This window comes from Streptomyces sp. NPDC002588 (genome assembly GCF_040295925.1).
Lineage (GTDB): Bacteria > Actinomycetota > Actinomycetes > Streptomycetales > Streptomycetaceae > Streptomyces.
This window is the reverse complement of sequence record NZ_JBEOWF010000057.1, coordinates 1-21,280: the sequence shown is the minus strand read 5'-3', so window position 1 is coordinate 21,280 and position 21,280 is coordinate 1. Positions and strand designations below refer to the sequence as shown.

22 protein-coding genes and 1 pseudogene are annotated in these 21,280 nt (G+C 69.4%); 14 read left to right on the top strand and 9 right to left on the bottom strand.

All coding sequences use genetic code 11. The features are described from left to right. Positions 1 to 11 precede the first annotated feature (11 nt). The 3 genes from ABT057_RS42640 (at position 12) to ABT057_RS42630 (ending at position 1,872) form a co-directional block, all read left to right on the top strand. Positions 12 to 1,283 (top strand): Nramp family divalent metal transporter, encoded by a 1,272-nt coding sequence (locus ABT057_RS42640; RefSeq protein WP_352349557.1) that lies wholly within the window; start codon positions 12 to 14, stop codon positions 1,281 to 1,283. 92 nt (positions 1,284 to 1,375) lie between these two features. Next, positions 1,376 to 1,561 (top strand): hypothetical protein, encoded by a 186-nt coding sequence (locus tag ABT057_RS42635; RefSeq protein WP_352349555.1) that lies wholly within the window; start codon positions 1,376 to 1,378, stop codon positions 1,559 to 1,561. A 44-nt stretch (positions 1,562 to 1,605) separates the two neighbouring features. Continuing rightward, complete coding sequence (locus ABT057_RS42630) at positions 1,606 to 1,872, top strand: hypothetical protein (RefSeq protein ID WP_352349553.1); 267 nt, start codon at positions 1,606 to 1,608, stop codon at positions 1,870 to 1,872. A 430-nt stretch (positions 1,873 to 2,302) separates the two neighbouring features. On the opposite strand, the gene ABT057_RS42625 is transcribed toward ABT057_RS42630, so the two are convergent. Continuing rightward, on the bottom strand, positions 2,303 to 2,647 hold the full coding sequence (locus tag ABT057_RS42625; RefSeq protein ID WP_352349551.1) for a hypothetical protein: 345 nt from the start codon (positions 2,645 to 2,647) through the stop codon (positions 2,303 to 2,305). 212 nt (positions 2,648 to 2,859) lie between these two features. Between ABT057_RS42625 and ABT057_RS42620 the strand changes: the two genes are divergently transcribed. The 6 genes from ABT057_RS42620 (at position 2,860) to ABT057_RS42595 (ending at position 8,404) form a co-directional block, all read left to right on the top strand. Then, the gene (locus ABT057_RS42620; RefSeq protein WP_352349549.1) at positions 2,860 to 3,705 is read left to right on the top strand and encodes an NAD(P)-dependent oxidoreductase; all 846 of its coding nucleotides are present in this window, start codon (positions 2,860 to 2,862) and stop codon (positions 3,703 to 3,705) included. A 36-nt stretch (positions 3,706 to 3,741) separates the two neighbouring features. Further along, the gene (locus tag ABT057_RS42615) at positions 3,742 to 4,353 is read left to right on the top strand and encodes a nuclear transport factor 2 family protein (protein WP_352349547.1); all 612 of its coding nucleotides are present in this window, start codon (positions 3,742 to 3,744) and stop codon (positions 4,351 to 4,353) included. Between the two features lie 14 nt (positions 4,354 to 4,367). Next, entirely contained in the window at positions 4,368 to 5,147 is a 780-nt protein-coding gene (locus tag ABT057_RS42610; RefSeq protein WP_352349545.1) for an SDR family NAD(P)-dependent oxidoreductase, read from the top strand. Between the two features lie 409 nt (positions 5,148 to 5,556). Beyond that, the gene (locus ABT057_RS42605; RefSeq protein ID WP_352349543.1) at positions 5,557 to 6,585 is read left to right on the top strand and encodes an SDR family oxidoreductase; all 1,029 of its coding nucleotides are present in this window, start codon (positions 5,557 to 5,559) and stop codon (positions 6,583 to 6,585) included. A gap of 9 nt (positions 6,586 to 6,594) precedes the next feature. Next, positions 6,595 to 7,407, top strand: a complete 813-nt coding sequence (locus ABT057_RS42600; RefSeq protein ID WP_352349541.1) for a helix-turn-helix domain-containing protein — start codon at positions 6,595 to 6,597, stop codon at positions 7,405 to 7,407. Between the two features lie 142 nt (positions 7,408 to 7,549). After that, the gene (locus tag ABT057_RS42595) at positions 7,550 to 8,404 is read left to right on the top strand and encodes an alpha/beta hydrolase (RefSeq protein ID WP_352349539.1); all 855 of its coding nucleotides are present in this window, start codon (positions 7,550 to 7,552) and stop codon (positions 8,402 to 8,404) included. Positions 8,405 to 8,459: 55 nt separating this feature from the next. On the opposite strand, the gene ABT057_RS49310 is transcribed toward ABT057_RS42595, so the two are convergent. The 6 genes from ABT057_RS49310 to ABT057_RS42565 form a co-directional block, all read right to left on the bottom strand. Further along, complete coding sequence (locus ABT057_RS49310; protein ID WP_502974063.1) at positions 8,460 to 8,981, bottom strand: hypothetical protein; 522 nt, start codon at positions 8,979 to 8,981, stop codon at positions 8,460 to 8,462. A 74-nt stretch (positions 8,982 to 9,055) separates the two neighbouring features. Continuing rightward, complete coding sequence (locus tag ABT057_RS42585; protein WP_352349537.1) at positions 9,056 to 9,784, bottom strand: DUF4145 domain-containing protein; 729 nt, start codon at positions 9,782 to 9,784, stop codon at positions 9,056 to 9,058. A 351-nt stretch (positions 9,785 to 10,135) separates the two neighbouring features. Further along, positions 10,136 to 10,609 carry a 2'-5' RNA ligase family protein gene (locus tag ABT057_RS42580; protein ID WP_352349653.1) on the bottom strand — a complete coding sequence of 158 codons (474 nt, stop codon included), beginning with the start codon at positions 10,607 to 10,609 and terminating at the stop codon, positions 10,136 to 10,138. A 227-nt stretch (positions 10,610 to 10,836) separates the two neighbouring features. Then, positions 10,837 to 11,505 carry an IclR family transcriptional regulator gene (locus ABT057_RS42575; protein WP_352349651.1) on the bottom strand — a complete coding sequence of 223 codons (669 nt, stop codon included), beginning with the start codon at positions 11,503 to 11,505 and terminating at the stop codon, positions 10,837 to 10,839. 250 nt (positions 11,506 to 11,755) lie between these two features. Further along, positions 11,756 to 12,088 carry a hypothetical protein gene (locus ABT057_RS42570; RefSeq protein ID WP_352349535.1) on the bottom strand — a complete coding sequence of 111 codons (333 nt, stop codon included), beginning with the start codon at positions 12,086 to 12,088 and terminating at the stop codon, positions 11,756 to 11,758. Between the two features lie 203 nt (positions 12,089 to 12,291). After that, the gene (locus ABT057_RS42565; RefSeq protein ID WP_352349533.1) at positions 12,292 to 12,831 is read right to left on the bottom strand and encodes an RICIN domain-containing protein; all 540 of its coding nucleotides are present in this window, start codon (positions 12,829 to 12,831) and stop codon (positions 12,292 to 12,294) included. Positions 12,832 to 13,138: 307 nt separating this feature from the next. Between ABT057_RS42565 and ABT057_RS42560 the strand changes: the two genes are divergently transcribed. Continuing rightward, positions 13,139 to 15,967, top strand: coding sequence for an AfsR/SARP family transcriptional regulator (locus ABT057_RS42560; RefSeq protein ID WP_352349531.1), 2,829 nt, complete (start codon positions 13,139 to 13,141; stop codon positions 15,965 to 15,967). 954 nt (positions 15,968 to 16,921) lie between these two features. On the opposite strand, the gene ABT057_RS42555 is transcribed toward ABT057_RS42560, so the two are convergent. Further along, complete coding sequence (locus ABT057_RS42555; RefSeq protein ID WP_352349529.1) at positions 16,922 to 17,554, bottom strand: NAD(P)-dependent oxidoreductase; 633 nt, start codon at positions 17,552 to 17,554, stop codon at positions 16,922 to 16,924. Between the two features lie 93 nt (positions 17,555 to 17,647). Here ABT057_RS42555 and ABT057_RS42550 point away from each other — a divergent pair, with 93 nt between their 5' ends. Then, positions 17,648 to 18,223: a TetR/AcrR family transcriptional regulator gene (locus tag ABT057_RS42550; protein ID WP_352349527.1), complete on the top strand. Its 576-nt coding sequence runs from the start codon at positions 17,648 to 17,650 to the stop codon at positions 18,221 to 18,223. A gap of 51 nt (positions 18,224 to 18,274) precedes the next feature. Continuing rightward, positions 18,275 to 18,529: pseudogene (locus ABT057_RS42545) on the top strand (IS5/IS1182 family transposase); the annotation flags it as partial. A 95-nt stretch (positions 18,530 to 18,624) separates the two neighbouring features. On the opposite strand, the gene ABT057_RS42540 reads toward ABT057_RS42545, so the two are convergent. Next, positions 18,625 to 19,467, bottom strand: coding sequence for a helix-turn-helix transcriptional regulator (locus tag ABT057_RS42540; protein WP_352349525.1), 843 nt, complete (start codon positions 19,465 to 19,467; stop codon positions 18,625 to 18,627). Between the two features lie 184 nt (positions 19,468 to 19,651). Here ABT057_RS42540 and ABT057_RS42535 point away from each other — a divergent pair, with 184 nt between their 5' ends. Together ABT057_RS42535 and ABT057_RS42530 are read left to right on the top strand one after the other, a co-directional pair. Beyond that, positions 19,652 to 20,674 (top strand): aldo/keto reductase, encoded by a 1,023-nt coding sequence (locus ABT057_RS42535; protein ID WP_352349523.1) that lies wholly within the window; start codon positions 19,652 to 19,654, stop codon positions 20,672 to 20,674. A gap of 108 nt (positions 20,675 to 20,782) precedes the next feature. After that, complete coding sequence (locus ABT057_RS42530) at positions 20,783 to 21,190, top strand: hypothetical protein (protein ID WP_352349521.1); 408 nt, start codon at positions 20,783 to 20,785, stop codon at positions 21,188 to 21,190. Positions 21,191 to 21,280: the final 90 nt, after the last annotated feature.

The following is a 21,280-nucleotide window of genomic DNA, read 5'->3' as shown; positions in this document are numbered from 1 at the left end:
AGGAGCCCCTGATGAGCACCGGTACCCCAGTAGCAGCCCCGGCCCTCGCACCGGCCCCCGCCCTCCGCCGAGCAGTCCGGCGTCGCCGGCTCGCCTTCTACGGCCCCGCGTTCGTCGCCGCCGTCGCCTATGTCGATCCCGGCAACTTCGCCACCAACTTCCAGGCGGGGGCCCGGCACGGCTATCTGCTCGTGTGGGTCCTCGTCTCGGCCTGTGCGGTCGCGATGTTCATCCAGTACCTGTCCGCCAAGACGGGCCTGGCCACCGGACGTGACCTGCCGACACTCTGCCGGGACAGTTTCCGCCGCCCGGTCGTCGTGGGGCTCTGGGCGCAGGCCGAGGTCGTGGCCATGGCCACCGACCTCGCGGAGTTCGTGGGGGCGGCGATCGGCCTCTACCTGCTCTTCGGCGTGCCCATGCTGCCTGCCGCGCTGATCACGGCCGTAACGAGCTTCGCGATCCTGGCTCTCCAGCGGCGGGGCTACCGGCCGTTCGAGCTGGCGATCGTCTTCCTGCTCGGCGTGATCGCCCTGGGCTTCGCGTACACCGTCGTCGCGTCCGGCGGCCAGTCCCCCTCGGAGCTGGCCTCGGGGATGCGGCCGGTCTTCCACGGCACCGACTCGGTCGTGCTGGCCATCGGCATCATCGGCGCGACGGTCATGCCGCACGTCATCTACCTGCACTCCGCCCTGACCGCACAGCGGCAGCGGCCGGAAGGGCCGGCCGAACGCAGGCGCGCCCTGCGCACGTTGCGCGTCGACACCACGCTGGGCCTGAGCCTGGCCGGGCTGATCAACCTCGCCATGCTCTGTGTCGCGGCCGCCGTCTTCCACGGTGCCGCCGACGACTTCGACGGCAGTCTGGCCAGCGCGCACCATGGCTTCGCCCAACTCGTCGGCGGTGGCGCCGCGCTGGCCTTCGCCGCCGCCCTGCTGGCCTCCGGCCTCTCCTCGTCGGGTGTGGGCACCTACTCGGGGCAGGTCATCATGGAGGGCTTCCTGCGCCTGCGGATACCGCTGTTCCTCCGGAGGGCCATCACCATGGCACCCGCGCTGGCCGTCCTCGCGCTCGGCGTGTCGCCGGACAGCATCCTGCTGATGTCTCAGGTGGTGCTCTCGTTCGGTATCCCCTTCGCCCTGATCCCGCTGGTTCTGATCAGCCGTCGCAGGGATCTGATGGGCGATCTGGTCAACCGGCCCGTGACGACGTTCATGGGATGGGTGGCGGCTCTGCTCATCTCCGGGATCAACGTCTATCTGCTGCGGCAGGTCTTCTTCGGCTGAGCTTGACCCTGTCGGGGATCTTGGAGTTGCGTGGTGCGGCAACGTCGTCAACGGGCATGCTCGGGTGGTTCCGATGACCGATGCGGTTTCCGATGACCGATGCGGTTGCCGAGGTGCCCGTTGTCCATTTCAAGCACGCGATGGCCATGGAGCTGGATGACGCCGGGTTCCCTCATAGCGTGCCGGCCGATTTCCGCGAGCGTCTCGCCGAAGGCGACCGTGCTGACCGCCTCCTCGACCTCGCGCCGGCTCGCCTCAAGGAGGCCGGCCTGGTGTAGGAGCGCACCACTCAGCGCCCGACTCCACCCATGTCCTGGCCGCGGTGTATGACCCGACCCGCCTGGAGCTGATCACCGAGGCAGTCCGCGCCGCACTGGAAGAGGACAAGAACCCCACCAAGCCCAAGACCAGGATCCTTGCCACTGGAAACGACGCCGTCCGGCTCCTGGAACACCTCTATCGGCACGGAGCAGACCGCGCGTCCGGTCCTCGTATCCAGGCCCTGCGCCAGATCATGGTGCAGAACCACCACCGTGACGCCGCAGGACACCTGCGCCGGCGCACCCGGGGCCGTCGACCTGCGGGATGACAAGACCCGCAGGCCGTGTAGGGGCGCCTCCTCCTCCTGATCACGGCGCGAGTTTGCGCCGCCTGAGCAGGGCTTTGTCAGGATCGCGAGACAGGGTGTCACGGCTGACGATCCTGAAGCTGCCGGCGGGCAGTCGACCGCACGATCTCGGACTTGTCGGCCGACAACCACTGCGGGGCGGGTCCCTCCCACTCGGCGACAGGCGACTGCGCGGTCAGACCCGTAGACACTCTCGTAGTCAGCGAACCGACCGGCCCTTTGGGCTTCTTGCCATTCGGTCGGCGAGGCAGCGGCGAAAGCCTTGTCTCCGGGCTCTTGAAACTCGCCTTGCCGGATCACGGATCACGGATCACGGATCACGTAGCCATCGGGATCCAGCTTGAAGTGGAACCAGACGGCTTCCTCGTCCCAGAGCAGCGAACGCGGCGCTTCACTGGTTCTCCGCGTCGAAGGGCTCGTCGTGCCAGCGCCAGCCGGCAGTGCCGTCGTCGTGGATGTGCAGCATGAACTCAGCAACCCGGCTGCCGTCGGGAAACGTCAGGGTAAGCGCACTGCGGATCTGGGTGTAGCAGGCGTCGGCCCGCTCCCAGTCCTCCTCGTCGACAGCCCGCTCCTGCTCAGTGAAGAGGAGCCGGAAGTCTTCGAAGCCAGGAAGTGTCTCGACCTCGGCGTGAGTCCAGGGCATGTCGGCGCCGGTCACGGTCAACCGGGCGATCTCCTGGTCGCCGTGGTGGAGCCGCCAGATACTGCCGGTGGCCATGTTCGGGTTGGTCATATCCCCATGATGGCGATCGCCACCCGGCACTGTTCACCGAGGTGTTCCGGACGGCCCTGCACGGGCCGGCCACCCCGACCCGAGCCGGACGGCTGCCGCCGGAGTTCCAGCCGGATGATGTAGTCGGCGGAGTCGATGACCAGCCTGGTACTGCCATTCCCAGGAAATCCGGTCTACTGGCTGGTCGCAGGGTCCTCGCCGACCGTGGAGGCATGACACGAGCACGATTCCCTGAACGACCCGTCGTAGGGTTCATCGGGCTGGGTGACCAGGGCCTGCCCATGGCCACCGCGATCTCCGAAGCCGGCTTCCCCCTGCACGCCTGGGCCCGGCGCCCCACCTCCCTGGACGGCCTCGCCGAGGTCCCCCACCAGCGGCACGACACGCTCGGTGAGCTGGCCGCCGCCTGCGACATCGTCTGCTTGTGCGTGGGCACCGACGACGACGTCCTGCAGCTTGCCGATCGGCTACTCGAAGACCTTCGTCCCGGCGCCATCGTGGTCAACCATGGCACCGGCCTGCCCGGCAACGCCGTCCGCCTGACCGAGCTGTGCGCGAAGGGCGGCGTTGAGGTGCTGGACGCGCCGGTCAGCGGCGGCCGCCCGGCGGCGGAGGAGCGCCGGCTGACCGTGATGGTCGGCGGTCCGCAGTTCGCGGCCGAACGCTGCACGCCGGTGTTCCGCTCGTTCTCCCGCCATATGGTGCACCTCGGTGACGCCGGGGCGGGTCAGACGGCGAAGCTGTTCAACAACGCGCTGCTGATGATGAACCAGGCCGCGATCGCCGACATCGTCGAACTGGCCACCCGGCTTGAGCTGGACCCCGCCCGGCTGGTGGAGGTCCTGAAGCTGGGCAGCGCCGCCAGCGCGGCCCTGTCCCTGCTGAACACCATGGTGCGGCCCGACAACGTCGACCACCTCTCCGCCGTCGAGGCCCTCGACATGCAGCTGTTCGACCAGACCATGCGCCAGGCCGGAATCGACTCCACCCCGGTCACCGAGCGCGGCCTGGCCGGCGCACACGGGCTCACGCAGCTCGTGCACCGCCTGAGTGCCTGAACCGCGACCGCCTTCACTTCATACAAGGAGGCCCCTATGTCGGCCGATGACGTGACGCAGCTGGTGCTGCGCGAACGCCAGAGCCGGGACCGCGGCTGGTACGACGAGATGGCGGCCTGCTTCGCCGACGACTCCGTGGTCCAGATGAGCTGGTTCACCGGCAGCGGGGCCGAGTTCGTCCGCCGGACCCGCGCCATGGCCGGGCGCGGCGACTACGCGGTGCACCGGCTCAGCCCGCCTGCCGTCCGCGTCCACGGTGACCGGGCCCTGGCCGAACTGCCGCTGATCATCGAGTGGCGCATCGACGTCGACGGCACGGAGGCGGATCTGGCCTCCGCCTGCCGCTCGCAGTACCGGGCCGAGCGCGGCACCGACGGCCTGTGGCGCATCGCCCGGATCACCTCGGTCTACGAGAAGGACACCCTTGTCCCCGTTCTGCCGGGCGCCCGGCTCACCGTCGACCCGGACGAGCTGGCCCGCTACAGGCCCTCCTACCGGTTCCTGGCCTGGTACCTGAACCGCAAGGGCTACCCGGTCGGCGACCACCACCTCGGCGACGACCGGCCCGAGGCCGTCGCAGCCCAGTACCGCGCCGAACACGCCTGGCTCCGCCAGGACCCCACCCCGGCCGCTTCGGCCACCCTCTGAAAGGAAACACTCCCATGAGCAAGCTCGCCCTCGTCACCGGCGCCACCTCCGGCATCGGCAAGGCCTTCGCCGAACGCCTCGCCGCCGACGGCTACGACCTGATCGTCGTCGGCCGCAACAAGGACCGCCTGGAGGAGTTCGCCACCGCCCACCCCGATGTCAAGGTCCGCACCGTCGCCGCGGACCTGTCCACCGACATCGGCGTCGACACCGTCGCCGACATCTGCGGCACCGAGCCGCTGACCATGCTCGTCAACAACGCAGGCGTGGCTCACTACATGCCGCTGGCCCAGCTGCCCGCCGACAAGGCCCGCGAGCTCGTCCACGTCAAGGTCGTCGCACCGACCATGCTCACCCGCGCCGCCGTCGCCGGCATGCAGGAACGCGGCGAGGGACAAATCATCAACGTGGCCGGGATGATCGCCTTCAGCGGCCCCGCCGACAAGTCCGTCATGCCCCGCCGCGCCGTCTACGCCGGCAGCCTGGCCCACCTCGTCGCCATGTCCCAGACCCTCAGCGCCGAACTGGAGGAAACCGGCGTCCAGGTCCAGGTGCTGTGCCCGGGCGTGGTGGCCACCGAGTTCCACACCCGCCAGGGCCTCGACATGAGCGTCGTGCCCCGCATGAGCGCCGAGGACGTCGTCACCGCCGGTCTGCGCGGCCTCGAACTCGGCGAGGTCGTCTGCGCCCCCGGCGTCGAGGATGCCGGCCTGCTCGACGCCGTCTTCCAGGCCGACCTCGCCGCGTTCGCCGGCCAGAGCCCCGCTCTCGCCTCCCGCTACCGGGCCAGCTGAACCAGACCCTCGCCCGGCCCCGGCCATGCGGGGCCGGGCGACAGGGGAACTGCCGTCTGTCGGCTGCTCGAACACCTCCGCCACGGGCCGGATCACCGGCCCGGCCCGCAGGCCGAGGCCCTGCGGCAGGTCATCATGCAGAACTGCCACCGCGACGCGGCGTGCCACTTGCGCCGGCGTACCGCCGAGGACGAAGGGCTGCCGGCCTCCTCCTTATGAGGCCCTTCTCCTATGCGCCGACTGCGGAGCGATCACCCGAACGAGGCTGATGTGCGCGGAAGTTCGAGCAGTAGCCGTATCCCTCGGTTTGGAGATCTCTTCTGACGACGCGGCCGTCATGCCTGTCCCCGCGGGTACCAGTAACAGCAGGATCTGGAACCGAGCGGTCGTGCACGGTGATGCTGTCGTCATGGCACACGTACTCGTTACCGGTGGGACCGGCTTCCTGGGCTCCCACACGATCGCGCGGCTCTTGGCGTCGGGGCACAAGGTCACGACCACGCTGCGCTCGCTGAAGCGGCAACCCGACGTCGAAAAGATGCTCTCCGTGGCTGAGGCGCCGGGGCGGGAGGGGGTCTCCTACGTCGAGGCGGACCTGGCCTCCGACGCCGGCTGGGACCGGGCCGCAGAGGGGGCTGACTATGTTCTGCACATCGCTTCGCCGTTCCCCGGCTCCCGTCCGAAGGACGAGAACGAACTGATCGCCCCGGCCCGCGACGGTGCGCTGCGGGTGCTGCGGGCCGCGCGGGACGCCGACGTCAGGCGGGTGGTCCTGACGTCCTCGTTCGCCGCGGTCGGCTACGGCCACGGCCCGACGGACCGGGTCTTCTCGGAAGCCGACTGGACGAGCCTGGACGGGCCCGGCGTGACCCCCTACGTCAAGTCGAAGGCTGTCGCCGAGCGCGCGGCGTGGGATTTCATCGCCGCCGAGGGCAACGGCCTGGAACTCACCACGATCAACCCGGTCGGGATCTTCGGTCCGGTACTCGGTCCCGACTACTCCAGCTCGATCCGCATCATCCACGCGATGCTCACCGGCGCCATGCGCGCCGCGCCGCCGATCTGGACCAACACCGTCGACGTCCGGGACGTCGCCGACCTGCACATCAAGGCGATGACCTCGCCGGCTGCCGCCGGGCAGCGGTACCTGGCATTGGCCGGCGAACCGATCTCATTCGAGCAGATCGCGCTCGCTCTTCGCTCCCGGCTGGGCGAAGCGGCCGCGAAAGCCCCCACCCGGTCGGCCCCCGCCTGGCTGCTGCGGCTGCTGTCCACGGTCAGCCCGCAGCTGCGCGAGACGGTGCCGCAGCTGGGCGTGGTCCGCCGGGCCGGCAACGCCAAGGCCCGTGAGCAACTGGGCTGGGCACCGCGCTCGAACGAGGAGAGTGTCGTCGCGAGTGCACGCAGTCTGGTGCGGCTCAGCCTGCTCGCCGACTAACGTCGAAGGATGAACGACATGGCGGACACCCTCGGCCACTTCCTGCGGGCCCGGCGGGAACAGCTCAGCCCCCAGCAGGCCGGCCTGCCCGCCGGAGAGCGCCGCCGTGTCCCGGGACTGCGCCGGGAGGAGGTCGCCCACCTCGCCGGCATCAGCCCCGAGTACTACCTGCGCCTGGAGCAGGGCCGCAACCAGCACCCCTCCGACCAGATCCTCGAAAGCCTGGCCGCGGCGCTGCAACTCGACGACGACGCCGCCGCCTACCTGCACCGCCTCGCCCACCCCACGCCCCCGGCCCGGCGACGCCGTCCCCGCTCCCGGACGGGCCAAGCCGACCTCCAGCCCCTGCTCGACAGCTGGCCTCTCACACCCGCCTACGCCCAGGGGACAGCCGGCCGCGTCGTCGCCGCCAACCGCCTGGCCGTGGCCCTGTGTCCGTTCTTCGCCGTGGGGAGCAACCCTCTGCGAGCCGTGTTCCTCGAGCCCGAGATGCGCAGCCTCTATCCCCAGTGGGACGACGTGACTGCCAAAGCCGTCTCCGGACTTCGCGCGACCCTCGGCATCGACGACGCCGATCCCGAACTCCTGGAGACCATCGGCGAGCTGACGGTCGCCAGCGAACGCTTCCGCACGCTGTGGGCCAGACGAGAAGTGCGCCGCCGCGCCGCCGGCCACACGCGGTTCAACCATCCCTTGGTCGGGCAGCTGGAACTGCGCTATGAGAAGCTCCTCAGGCCAGAGGCACAGCAGCTCCTCGTCGTCTACCACGCCGACCAGGGCTCACCCAGCGCCGAGCGCCTGCAACTGCTCACCAGCCTCTGAACCCGGGCACTGACAGCACGCCTCGCCCGGACCCGGCACCGAAGCCGAGACCGCGGTGGCTTCCCAATGGAGAAGTGAAGCCGTCCGGGGTGGGTCCTTAAACCCCTTTGAGACGGTCGCGATCTCTCCTATGTTGGCCCGCGTGACGATCGAGGTGCCCTACCAGCCGATTCCGGTCGACCAGTCGGACGTTCGCTACGCCCACGGCCCCGACTCGGCTCCACAGCCGGACGTGCCCGTCGGGGAGACGATCGAGTTTGACTGGAACGACAGCGCGACCTACCCGGGCACGTCACGGAAGTTCTGGGTCCATGTGCCCGCGCGGTACGACCCCGCCGAACCGGCGTCGCTGATGGTGTTCCAGGACGGATGGTGGTACCTGGACCCCGGAGGGGAGGTCCGCGGCGCGATAGTCCTGGACAACCTCGTCCACCGCGGGGACATCCCGGTCACCATCGGCGTGTTCGTCGACCCTGGCGTCTTCCCCGACGCTGAGGATCCGAAGAACCGCAACACCGAGTACGACGCATACGACGGTTCGTATGCCGGCTTCCTCCTGAACGAGATCATCCCCGAGGTCAGGAAGCACTACTCGATCGCCGAGGACCCGAATCAGTGGGGCATCTGCGGTGGCAGCAGCGGCGGCAACTGCGCCTTCACCGCGGCGTGGCTACGCCCGGACAGGTTCCGCCGCGTCATCGGGTACCTGTCCAGCTTCGCGCAGATGCCGGACGGCAACCCGTACCCCGAAGTCATTCCCCGCGCTCCCCGCAAGCCGCTGCGGATTTTCCTGCAGGCGGGCCATCGTGACCTGCGCTGGAACGAGCCCGAAGCGAACTGGCTGGCCTCCAACTTGCGGGTCGCCGCAGCGCTCGCAGAAGCCGGCTACGACTTCCGCCTCGTCCTGGGTGATGGCGGCCACAGCCCCAACCATGGTGGCGTCCTGCTACCCGATGCCTTGCGCTGGCTGTGGCGGTCCGATGATCGCCCGAACTAAGGGCTGTCCCGGATCAGAGCCCACAGGACGTTGACCCTGCGGCGGGCAAGGACGATCACGGCCTGGGTATGGCGTTTGCCCTCGCCTCGGTAGCCGTCGCTGCCCCGGTTGACCACGCGGCCCGGTATGTAGAGCACTTCCTGCCCGTGGTTGACGAGCAGGGCGAGTACGAGAGCAGGATCGCCGCCGGCCATGTCATCTTCACCAGGTGCTCGACGAGCAGCGGCGGGGCCCGGCCCCGGCCGCGGGTCTCCCCGTTCTCCTCCATCTCCTTCGCCGGCTGCTTGACGCGGTTGCGCGCGAGCCGGGCGACGCCGTCCTCCATCTGCACGTCGTGGGCGGCGCGGGCGGACACCACGGTGCCGGAGATCCGTCGGTCGATGGTCGACGGCGCGGTGAAGATCCCCTTCTTCCCGCCGGGCTGGGTCCACAGCCACTCGACGAACATCACCAGGGTGCCCGGGGTGACAGCGAGCACGGGCACCCCGGAGGCGGCGCAGAACTTCGTCCAGCTCGCCCAGTCCTGGGCGTAGCTTCTGCGGGTGACCGGTTCGACTGCATTCTGACTGTCTGACATGAGCCGCCCCGTTCAACGGATTTGACCGCTCCCGTGGAACCTGGACATGGGGAGCGTGTCCGGAGTCCACGGGGTCACGGCCGCGGTGCCTTGGCCGCGTCGCTACGGGCCTTGCGGGCGGCGGCCATGCGCTTACGCTTCGCCGGCTCGACGTAGAGGATCTCGACGGCCTCCGCGATGATCTCCGCAAGGTCGGCAATTTCGTCGGCCGCGTACTCGACGTTGTGGTGGACACTGTCGTTGCCGACTACGCGGGCCTCGTGCATCGCATCCACAACGTCCTGTGGCAGGCCCCGGTCGGCCAGTTCCTTGATCTTTCCGTGCAGGTTGTACGCGGTCGCACCCTGGTCCTTGCAGATCTCCTCGACCACCGCCCGGTAGCCGACCCCGGCCAGACGGAAGCCGTGAGCGTTCTCGGCCCTCGACGCCTCGGCGTACAGGGTGCGCACCATCTCCGGGGCGTCAGGGGAAAGTTCGCGTGGCGCCGGCTCCGGCCACAGCTGGCGACGCCATCTCTCCTCGGAAGCATCGGCATCCGCAACCGACCCACCCGGAGTCAGCCCCTCGTACCCAACGAGCTCGACAATCGCCCGGCTACACAGGTCGCAGGTCCAAAGTTCCTCACACACGAAAAGGCCGGTGCTCGTGACGCCCAGATTGCCGGAGACGTGCGGGTGAACCGTGCGTCGGTCCCTCAGTGTCATGGCAACGCCGACCGCACATTCCTGATGCGGGCAGAAGGCACGGCGTTGTCCTAGGGATTGGATTTTCAGCTGTTCCGCGAACACGTTTGAGGAAGCCATGCGCCACATCCTCCCGCCTCGCTCACGGCGATGACCAGCCGATTCCGCAACGGGCGCTGCTCGCGCAGCCGGACAACACTCACGGCCCAGTCCTCGAAGGGGCGAGGAGAGCCGCGCCCCGAGACTCATCAACTGTCGGATCGGTGAAGCCGTCGAGGACAAGGGCGCGCGGGGCGCCGTACCTGTCGGCGAGGAGGTCGGTCAGCTTCCCGCGGGTCCGGGTAGCTGGGCAGGTAGATGCAGCCGTCGCCCGGGCCGAGTTGGGCCAGCAGATCGTTGACGGTCGCTTGCGTGAGATCCATGGCGGACAGCGAAGCGCACCGCACTGACGAGAGGCACCGTTCCACTTCGTCATTTTCGGAGTGCGAAGGACGCCCGTTCCTGCCACTTCGTGCCGTCGTGAACGATCAGTTCGACCGACGAGACATGAGCAGTGATGGGGAGATTGCCCAGGACGTCGGCTTCGACCTCCTCCAGAACGGCGGGCCCTTTACCCTGGGCAATGGTGAGATGCGGGATCACTTCGGCGAACTGGCCACCATACGGCGGATTCTCTGGCCACCGATCAGCGATCGCTTGGGTGAGCTGCCGCAACTGCGTGTCCGGTTCCGGGACGAGATACAGGACCTCGGGGAGATGTCCGCACCTCTCGAATCGCAGGTCGAAGGCCCGGTGGCTGTTCAGGGTGTCGGCGATGGCCGAGTAGACGAGAGCGTCTATGCGGCTCTCTTCGAGGAACGGGAAGAGCACGGTCACATGTGCTGGAACACCGGCTTGCGCTGAGGGATCAAGCCGTTCACGCCATCCACGGACCGCACATTCCACCTCCGGGCTCTTCACTATGAGTCCCGTTTGGCCTGCCTGAAAAGTACCGGAGCTGTCATCTGCCACGACACGGCATCCTGCCACCCAGCGACACGCCACCCGTCCGATTATTGAGCCGTTCGGATCTCGGGAGTCCTGACCGTCGCGGCTCACCAGGGGCTGCCCACCTGACGGGTCGGCGAGCCTGCTCGCCCCGGGCGACGGCCGGGTTCGTGGCCGACCGCGGTCTACCGTCCGTGCAGCCCGGCACTGATCGCCCTACCGGTCAACTGGGCGATGTCGGCGAGCCGTTCCAGGCGGTGCGAGGGATCGACGATGACGGACAGTGATGCCACCGGGGCTCCGTCGTCGTACAACGGCACCGCCACGCAGCACACGCCCGCCGCCACTTCCTCCCGGTCGAAGGCGACACCACGTTCCCGGATGGCGGCCGCCTCCCGCGGCCAGGACGCGGGGAGCGCGTCCGGCGGCAGGGCCGGACGCATCCCCGCCACCAGCACCTTGCCCGCCGCCGTGAACCAGGGCCAGGTCAGGCTGTTCTGCGGTGGAGTGAGGGCCCCGGCCTGGCCCGGCACGGAGGCGACCACCAAGGTCTGTCCGTCCCGCAGCACATTGATCCCCACTGTCGCGCCCGTGGCACCCACCAGTCGACGGACCGGTTCCCGCGCGGCGGACCACAGCCTGCGATGCGGCTGCCATCCCTGCCCGAGCTGGAACGTCCGCGGCCCCATGTGGTAACCGGCACTGCACCGCTCCACCGCCCCGAGCTCGACCAGTTGCTCCAGCAGCCGGTACGCGGTTGTCTTGGGCAGCCCGCTCTCCGAGGCCAGCGTGGTGAGCCCCGCCTCGCCGGCCCGCTTCACCGCCCCCAAGAGCCTGAAAGCGCCATCGAGCACACCCCGCCGGCCGACATCCGGCGAGGACACCGCACGGGAGTCGGGCCAGGAAAGCCAATTCGGCCGGCCCGCCGACAACGCCCCGCTCTTCGGTGCTGTCGCTCCACGTCCCTCGTTCAACTCCGCTCCCCCTAATACGTACTGATATGCGATCAACAAGCGGACGGCTCCCGTCACCGTGTCCACAGCGGGGTCCGCGCCCGCTCGTGTCCCACCGCCGTCGCCGCCCGGCCGGGAGACCGCCCCGTCGTTAGCCGGACGCCGAATCCGACTCCCCGTCCGTCCCACCCGCCTCGGTCCCCACGGTGTGACTGGTGGCCTTGAGGGCGGGTGCCGGGCGCGAGCGGGGCAGGCCGACGACGATGCGGCCCGTGCAGGTGGGGCGCAGGGTCGGGGTGTGCAGCACCGCATCGTTGTCGACGGTGGCGGGCAGGCGGATGTCCAGGACGTGCCAGGCCCACTGCCTCCCCGTAGCGGGGGCCGCGCAGAGCGGAAGCTTGAAGCGCAGCCGCGCGGTGGCCTCGTCGATCCGGACCAGGGTGACCTGCTGACGGTCCATCGCCGCCTCGTCGGCGCCCGCCAACTGTGGTGGCCCACCCTCACCGCCTTCCAGGAGGGCTGCGCGAAGGATCCCGACGCCTTCAGGCCGGTCGGGAGTAGCGCGGGCACCCCAACAGGTCCCGGATCAACGGCGCCCGAACCCATGACGTCGTGGGCAACCACGCTCGACAGCCTTGACCATCAGGAACTGCGTGCGGTGCGTATCCCGCCTGGCGTCGGCGATGACTACTTCACGAGCCAGGTCTGCGCGTCGTTGTTCGGGTCGCAGTTCCACTGCATGAGTTGGCTGCCGGGACCGCTGACCGTGTCGAGGCACATAGTGGTTCCCTCGTGCGTGAACTGTTGATAGACAACCGCGTTGACGACGCGGAAACTCTGCACCCATCGCTCGGAAGCCGTCCCGTTGCAGGTGTACACGTCGACGGTCTCTCCGGGGTCGGCAGTGCCGTTGTTGACTTCCATGCAGTAGCCGCCGGCCTGGTTGACGATGTAGTAGGTGTTCGCCGTGGACGCCGCCACGAACGCCCACTTCTGGGTGCTGGAGCCGTTGCAGTCGGCCAGCCGGAGTCTTACGTTGAGGGCCCCTCCTGGCGCTTCAATGCACTGGTTGTAGGCGAGATTCACGATCTCGTGGTAGCTGGTCGCGGCTGCGGGAGCCGCGACACGGGCGGAGGCCTCCACTGTGGACCCCGAGGCCGGGACGGTGGCACTGGCCCCCGTCGCGGCGGCAACTGTGCCAGCGCCGATCAAGAAAGCCCCCGTCATGACAGCCATTCCGCTTCGCATCTTCCCTGCAATCATTTCTGGTTCCTTTCGGTGGGAAGGAAACCCCGCTTCGAGTTGATCGCCCGCATTCCGATGGAATCGGGTCGATACTTCTCCACCGGTCCGGGATGGAACTGTGCGGGCGCCCCGGCTTGGCAGCCGAGCGAGATGATTCCTCCGGAGCACTTGCTGTCTCGCACCAAGGTGGCAGGCCGGTCAGGGACAAACATTGGACAATCGTTGAATCGGCCATCCGGAGCGGGTAAGAACAGGTGTGCGGTGTCCAGCCTCGGGGAGTGCGGTCAGGATGACGGTGGAATTCGGTGTGCTGGGCAGCGTCGAGGCTTTCGTCGACGGCCGACCCGTGGTGTTGGGCCATACCCGCCAGCGGGGTGTGCTGGCGGTGCTGCTGGTGGACGTCGACCATCCGGTGACGACCGATCAGCTGATCGACCAGGTCTGGGGGGACCATCCTCCCCGTCAGGCCCGTACCACCTTGCACAGCTACCTCTCGCGGCTGAGACAGGCCCTGGCCGCCACCGGCGAGGCGGTCATCGCGCGGCAGCGGGGCGGCTACGTCCTGACCACCGCCGGCACCGTGACTGTGGACATGCACTCCTTCCGCCGCCTGGTCGCACAGGCCCGCGCCACCGACGACGACACCCGCGCCGCGGCCCTGTTCGAACAGGCCTTGCGACTGTGGCGCGCGGAGCCCTTCGCCACCCTGGACACTCCCTGGATCAACGCCCTGCGCGACACACTGGTCCAGGAACAGATCGCGGCCCAACTGGATCTGAACGACCTGCGATTACGCCTGGGACAGCACGCCGCGCTGCTGCCCGAGCTGTCGGCCCGCGCCACGGCGCACCCGCTGGACGAACGTCTGGCCGGCCAGCTGATGCTCGCACTGCACCGCAGCGGCCGTTCCGCCGAAGCCCTCGAGCACTACCACCGCATCCGCGGCCAGCTGGCCCGGGAACTGGGCACCGGCCCCGGGCCGGCGCTGCGGGACATCCAGACCGCCGTCCTGCGGCAGGACACCGCCCTCGCCCCGCTGCCCGGAACACAGGCGATGCAGCGCACGGTCCCCGCTCAACTGCCGCTGTCCGTCGCGGCCTTCACCGGCCGCGACAGTGAACTCGCCCAGCTCGACGACCTCCTGTGCGCCGAGGCCGGTCCGGTGCCGCCTGCCGCGGTGGTCATATCGGCTGTGTCGGGCACCGCCGGGGTGGGCAAGACCGCACTGGCCGTGCACTGGGCTCACCGGGTACGGGAAGCCTTCCCCGACGGGCAGTTGTATGTGAACCTGCGCGGATTCGACGCCGGCGGTTTGGTGCTGGGCCCGGCCGAGGCGGTACGGGGCTTCCTGGACGCCTTCGGAGTGCCTCCGGCCCGCATCCCGAACGCCCTGGAAGCGCAGGTGGGCCTGTACCGGAGTCTGCTGGCCGGCCGACGGGTGCTGGTGGTGCTGGACAACGCGCGCGACGCCGAACAGGTCCGCCCGCTGCTGCCCGGCGCCCCCGGCTGTCTGGCACTGGTCACCAGCCGCAACCGTCTTACCGGCCTGGCCGCGACCGAGGGCGCCCACCTGCTGTCCGTGGACCTGCTCACCCCCGGCCAGGCCCGGGACCTGCTGACCGGCCGTCTCGGCCCCCACCGCACGGCCGCCGAACCCGCCGCCGCAAACGAGATCGTCACCCGGTGCGCCGGACTGCCGCTGGCGCTGGCGATCGTGGCAGCGCGCGCCGCCGCCCAGCCCCGCATCCCGCTCACCACCCTCGCGCAAGAACTGCGCGAAGCTGACAGCTGCCTAGACGCCCTGGACGGCGGGGACCCGGCCACCCAGGTACGATCCGTGTTCTCCTGGTCCTACCAAGCACTGAACACCGACGCCGCCCGGCTCTTCCGGCTCCTCGGCCTCCACCCCGGACCCGACACCGCCCTGCCTGCAGTCGCCGCCCTGGCCGGTGTGCCGCAGGTCCGCGCCCGCGCTCTGGTGACCGAGCTGACCCGCGGCAACCTGCTCACCGAGCACACCCCGGGCCGGTACATCTTCCACGACCTGCTCCGTGCCTACGCCACCGAACTGGTCACCACGCACGACAGCGACACAACCCGGCGATCGGCGGCACACCGGATGCTCGACCACTACCTGCACACCGCCCACACTGCCGACTCGCTGCTGACCTGCACACGAGACCCCATCGCTCTTGCCCCGGCCCGGCCCGGCGCCTTCCCCGAGGAACCCACCGACCACCACCAGGCACTCACCTGGCTCACCGCCGAGCACCCCGTACTCCTGTCCGCCCTCAAGCAGACCCCCACCGGCTTCGACACCCACGTCTGGCAACTCGCCGCAACCCTCACCACCTTCCTCGACCGCCAAGGAAACTGGCCCGCGCTGGCCGCGGCCCAGACCGCCGCCCTGGACGCCGCACAACGCCAGAACGACCGCATCGGACAGGCCCACGCCCACCGCGGACTCGGATTCATCCAGTCCCGGCTCGACCACCCCGACGACGCCCACACCCACTACGCGATCGCGCTGGACCTGTTCAGCCAACTCGGCGACCACGCCGGCCAGGCCCGCATCCACCAGGAACTCAGCCGGATCTCCCTGAACCAGGGCCACTACCATCAGGCACTCGGCCACGCCCACCAGGCCCTCACGCACTACCGGACCGCCGACAACCCGGGCGGACAGGCCATAGCCCTCAACCACATCGGCCGCTATCACGCCAGACTCGGCAACCACTGGCAGGCCCTCACTCATTGCCGACAGGCCCTTGCCCTGGCCGAAGAGACCCAAGACCTCGATGGCCAGGCCTACGCCTGGGACAGCCTCGGCTACATCCACCACCACCTCGGCCAGTACGGACAAGCCCTCGACTGCTACCGCCAAGCCATACACCTGTTCCGCGAAACCGGCGACCGCTACCACGAAGCCACCAGCCTCGCCGACTGCGGCGACACCCAACACACCGCCGCCAACCCCACCGCCGCCCACAAAGCCTGGAACCAAGCCCTGAGCATCTTCAACGAACTCGGCCACCCCAAGGCGGCCCCGCTGCGCGCCAAACTCCTCCACAACCTCGACCGGTACCCGGTCGGCGTTCCCCTCGCACCGCCCGTATAGAACGGCAGCCATTCGTACGCCTCGGGGTGACGCCGGTGCGAGGTGTGGCGAGTGTGTCACTGAGCGTCTTCAGCTGGGGTGCCGACGACGGCTACCGCCTGGTCACGACGCTGCTGGACGCGCGACTGGTATCCGGCCCGGCCGCCGGCACGGATGGCGTCCCGCCGAGCGGTGTAGCCGATCAAGCTGACGGAATCTCCAGGTTGCGGCCCGAATCGTCCTCGCCGGAGGTCCTGTTGAAGCTCGCCGGTCCGGGACCGGCGGTGATCGCGCGACGGCCGGCAGCGGCACGTACCGGACGGCTCCACAGCGGAAGCGGCGGACCGTGATCGGCTACACCACGACCGGGGACACGACCCCAGCAGCACGACCAGACCGCACTGAAGACCGAGGGCATCTGCGACCTTTTCGAACGGCTCCCCCAGGTCAAGGCACCCACACATGCGGCAGGAGAGCCCTCTTTCGCCTGTCGGCACACCTCGCACTCCTGGCAGTTCGTGGTGACGCGCAGCTTGCCCGACCCTCACACCGGGCACGGAGACCGGGAGGCGACGACCTGGCTCATAACACCGTTGCGGTGCTCCGGAGCGATCCGTCCGCCGATCTGCCGTACCGCACCCACCTTGCGCCGCCGCCCAGCTGCGATACGGAACCTCTCCCCCCTGCCGTTCTGCCCGTACGCATCACGCCCGGGTGTGGGGGTCGTCTCCAGATGGCTCCGGAGGCCGAGCTGGCAACCGCGAGTCAGGTGAGGGTGTTGTCGACGGCTTCAAAGAGTTGCCAGAAGCGGCTGAGAGTCGTTCCGGGGAGTCCCGGCAGCAACGTGTCCGCTTGCGCAGGAGGGAATCGGCCGGACGGCCATGCTCGGTGAAGGGCGCACCAGTTGCTCTGTCGACGCGCGCGATGATGCGGTCGTCGCAGGCGCTTCGGGGGCAGCAGGCCGCTGGTTCCTGGTCAGTATCCCAGGGCGATGGTGTGGCCAGAGGTGGCCGGGTCGGTCAGCGTGGCGAGGATGGCGTGGGCGAGGTCGGCCCGGGCGAGGGTGATGCCCCCGCGCACGTTGCGATCGATGGCGGTGCGGTAGGGGCGGGCTTTGCCGTCGGTGAGGCGCGGCGGTCGCATGATCGTCCAGTCCAGGCCGCTGGACTGGACGGCTTGGTCGGTACGGGCGAAGTCGGCGAAACCGTCCCGCAGGTACCGCCGCAGCATGGGCTTGACCACGGTCCGGGTGAACGGCCCGTCACCGTCGTCGACGATGTGGCCGCTCGCCGTGACGACGATCAGGCGGCGGGTGCCGGTGGCCCGCATCGCGGTGATGATTGCGCGAGCGCCGTCGCTGCACACCGAGGTATCGCCCTTGGCTCGGGGGCCCAGGGTCGATACGACGGCGTCCTGTCCGGCCACCGCCTCCGCAATCGCCTCGGGATCCATGACGTCGGCGGTCACGACGTCGAGCCGCGGTTGGCCGACCTGCCGCAGTCGGGCCGCGTTCCGCACGACCGCGGTGACGTGATGACCAGTGTCCAGCGCTTGCCGCACGAGGTGCTTCCCTGTGCCACCAGTGGCGCCGACAACGGTGATACGCATGCTGACCCTCCAGTCCAAACGAGGTTAGTGAACACTAGCCCACAGAGTGCGCTAGTGTTCACTAACCTGTCAAACGGCGAAGGGAGGAAGGCCATGAGCACACGGGAGCGGATCCTCGACGCGGCTGCGGAAATCCTGCGGACCCGCGGCGTCGTGCACGCCACGACCAAGGAGATTGCGCAGGCAACAGGCGTGTCGGAGCCCACCCTGTACAAGTACTTCGGGGACAAGGAGCGGCTGCTGCTCGCCGTCCTCGAGGAACGAGTGCCCGGCCTGTCCCGCGTCTCGGTCCGCCCGGGCGAGGGCGACATCGAGGAGAACCTCGCCGAACTTGCCCACGCGGTTCTGGACTTCTACCAGCGGTCGATCCCGATGCTGGGCGCGCTCCTGGCGGACCCGGAGCGTATGGCGGCCCACCGGGTGGCTATGAGTCGGCACGGCGGCGGCCCCGAGAAAGCGGTCTCCGGCTTCGCCGCCTACCTGCGGGCCGAGCAAGACCTCGGGCGCATCGCCGGGGGCGCAGACCCGGATTCGTCCGCGGCCCTGCTGATCGGCGCGTGCTTCCAGGAGGCGTTCCTGCGCTACTACGCCCAGGGCACGGACGCTGACGCCGCCCCACGCTCCCACGCCGAGGCCCTCGCCCGGGCGGTTGTCAGACCGCTGCTGTAACCCGAGACACCGTCACCGAGGGTTCGCGACCGGGTCTCCGAGCATGCAGTCACGGTCCGCAAGGCACTGGTCGACCGGGGATTCAAGACGGCCGTGGTCGACCACGGCGCCTCACTCGGGATCGATGTGATCGTCGAGCGGAACCCGCGGGATGCCGGCTTCGTGCCGCAGCCGAAGCGGTGGAGCGTGGAGCAGACCTACGGGATCTTGATACTGCACCGGCGGCTCGTGCGCGACTACGAGCACCGGCCCGCCTCCGCGGCCTCGCGCGTGTACTGGGCAAGGACCCGCGTCATGGCCCGACGTGGGGAGGCCGCCATGGCGGGGGCCGTGCTGGCGGCCGGCCGCGGGGGCCGGGGCTGTGTCGCTGCTGTGGGCGTCGGCGGAGCCGGCGTAGTGGTTCAGCTGCGGGTCAGGTCCTGGAGGCCGACCACGCGTAGCAGTTCCAGCCGCTCGTGGGACTCGCTGCCCGGGCGGGCGGTGTAGACGATCAGCCGCTGGTCGTGCTCCGGGCTGAGCAGTACCTCGCAGTCCAACTCCAGCAGGCCGACGACCGGATGCAGGAAGCGCTTGACGTCGGTACGGCGCACGGCGACATCGTGGGTGGCCCACAGCGCCGCGAACTCCTCGCTGCGGGCGCGGAGCCGGCGTACGAGCCCCGCCAGCCGCGCGTCGTCCGGGCGGCGGGCGAGTGTGGCGCGCAGATCCGCCACCGCCGCGCGGGCGGCGCGGTCACGGTCCTCGGCCGGGAAGAGTTCCCGCGCGGACGGGTCCGTGAAGTAGCGCCAGGCGACGTTGCGCTCCGCCTCGGGGCGGGCGGACGCGTCACCGTGGAGCGCCTTGGCCATCGCGTTCTGCGCGAGGATGTCGCCGCGGTCGCTCACCAACTGGGCGGGAGTGTCGGTCAGCCGGTCGAGGACGAGGAGCAGGCCGGGGCGGACATGCTCGGTGGCCGGCCTGCCCCGTGGGGGTTCCTCGCCGGCCAGATGGAAGAGGTGGTCGCGTTCGTCGCCGGACAGCCGCAGCGCGCGGGCGACGGCGGCGAGCATCTGGCGGGACGGGCGCGAGCCCCTGGCCTGCTCCAGCCGTGTGTAGTGGTCGCTGGACATGCCCGCCAGTTGTGCCACCTCTTCGCGGCGCAGTCCAGGGGTGCGGCGCCGCGCGCCCTGCGACAGCCCCACGTCGGCGGGGGCGAGGCGGGTACGGCAGTGGCGCAGGAAGTCGCCCAGTTCGGTTCTGTCCACTCGTCAACCATGCCCGGAACGGCCGGGCGCAGCCAGGGACCGCCCGTCCCCGGATAAGGGCGTCTCTTCCGCCGACTCCCGCACCGTCACAGGCTGGAGGCCGGCTCGGCGCACCGGCGGTGTCCTCCCGCAGGTTGCGACGAGACGAGCACCGGACACTTTTGCGAGGAAAGGCAAGGTTCGCATGCAGTACCGCACGCTCGGCCGCACCGGCATCAAGGTCAGCCCTTATGCGCTCGGCGCTTTGATGTTCGCCACGTCGGTCGGCAACCCCGACCCCGACGACTCGGCCCGCATCATCCACAAGGCGCTGGACGCGGGAATCAATCTCATCGACACCGCCGATGCCTACCGCGACTCCGAGGAAGTCGTCGGCAGGGCACTCAAGGGGCGCCGGGACAGTGTCGTCCTGGCGACCAAGGTGAGCATGCCGATGGGCGACGACCCCAATCAGCAGGGCGCCTCGCGGCGCTGGATCGTGACCGCGGTCGAGAACTCGCTGCGCCGCCTGGGGACCGACCACATCGACCTCTACCAGATCCACCGGCCTGATCCCACCACTGACATCGAGGAAACACTGTCCGCACTCTCCGACCTGATCCACAGCGGGAAGGTCCGGGCGATCGGGACGTCCACGATGCCGGCGTCCGACATCGTCGAAGCCCAATGGGCCGCCGAGCGGCGCGGGCTGGAACGCTTCCACACCGAGCAGCCGCCGTACTCGCTGCTCAACCGCGGCATCGAACGCGAGGTGCTGCCGACGGCGCAGCGCTACGGGATGGGCACGCTGGTGTGGGGTCCCCTCGGGCAGGGACTGCTCACTGGACGCGTCCGCAAGGGCGGGCAGAACGAACTCCGCCGCGCCGGCTTCTTCCAGCACCTCAACGACGAACGCCGCCTCGACACCGTCGAGCAGTTCATCTCACTAGCCGAGGAAGCGGGACTGCCACTGACCCACCTCGCCATGGCGTTCACGATCGCCCATCCCGGCGTGACCAGCGCGATCATCGGGCCGCGCACGATGAGCCACCTCGAAGACCTCCTCTCCGGCGCCGACGTCGCACTCACCGACGACATCCTGGACCGGATCGACGAGATCGTCCCGCCCGGCAGCGACGTCGGCACGCTCGACCAGGCCTACCTGCCGCCCGCTCTCCAGCAGACCCGCCTCCGCCGACGCCCCGCCGGCGAACGCACCGCCGCCTGACCGTCCCACCACCGACAGCAGGGCCGCCGACGCCTTCGGGAGCCGCTGCTCCGCCGTGCCGAGCAGGGCCCCCCGGACCGATCGGCGGCTCCCGAGAAAGGCAGAACCATGCGCGAACTCGAACTCGAGTGCTCGATCAACGGTCGGGACTATGCGCCTGAGCACCTCGCAAGGGTGCGGTACGACCGCCATCTGCACGTCCTTCACGAGATGAAGCGCCTCGGCGCGGCTATTGAGCATGCAGGCCGGCCTCTCTCTCACGACGACATCAACCGCCTGAGCGCCGAGGACGCACGCGAGACGAGCATCGCAATGCGACAGTCCTACGACGTGGGCCGCATAAGGGACCTGTACAAGGAGCAGTTGCGTGCCTCCGACCAGCTGTGGAAGGACGCGAACGACGCACCTGAGGGAGCTCCGTTGCTGTCCGCCTTCGCCGATCTCACAGTGACCGGAATCGCCTTGGACGAGTTTCGCGACCACGCAACGGGCGGCGACGCCTTCCACCGGAACTAGTGCCGCGGCAGGCAACGTTCGCCCCGTCGCGACGCCCGGCACGCTCCCCCACTCTCGACTTCGCTCGAGCGGGAGGGGCCCCCACCGCCG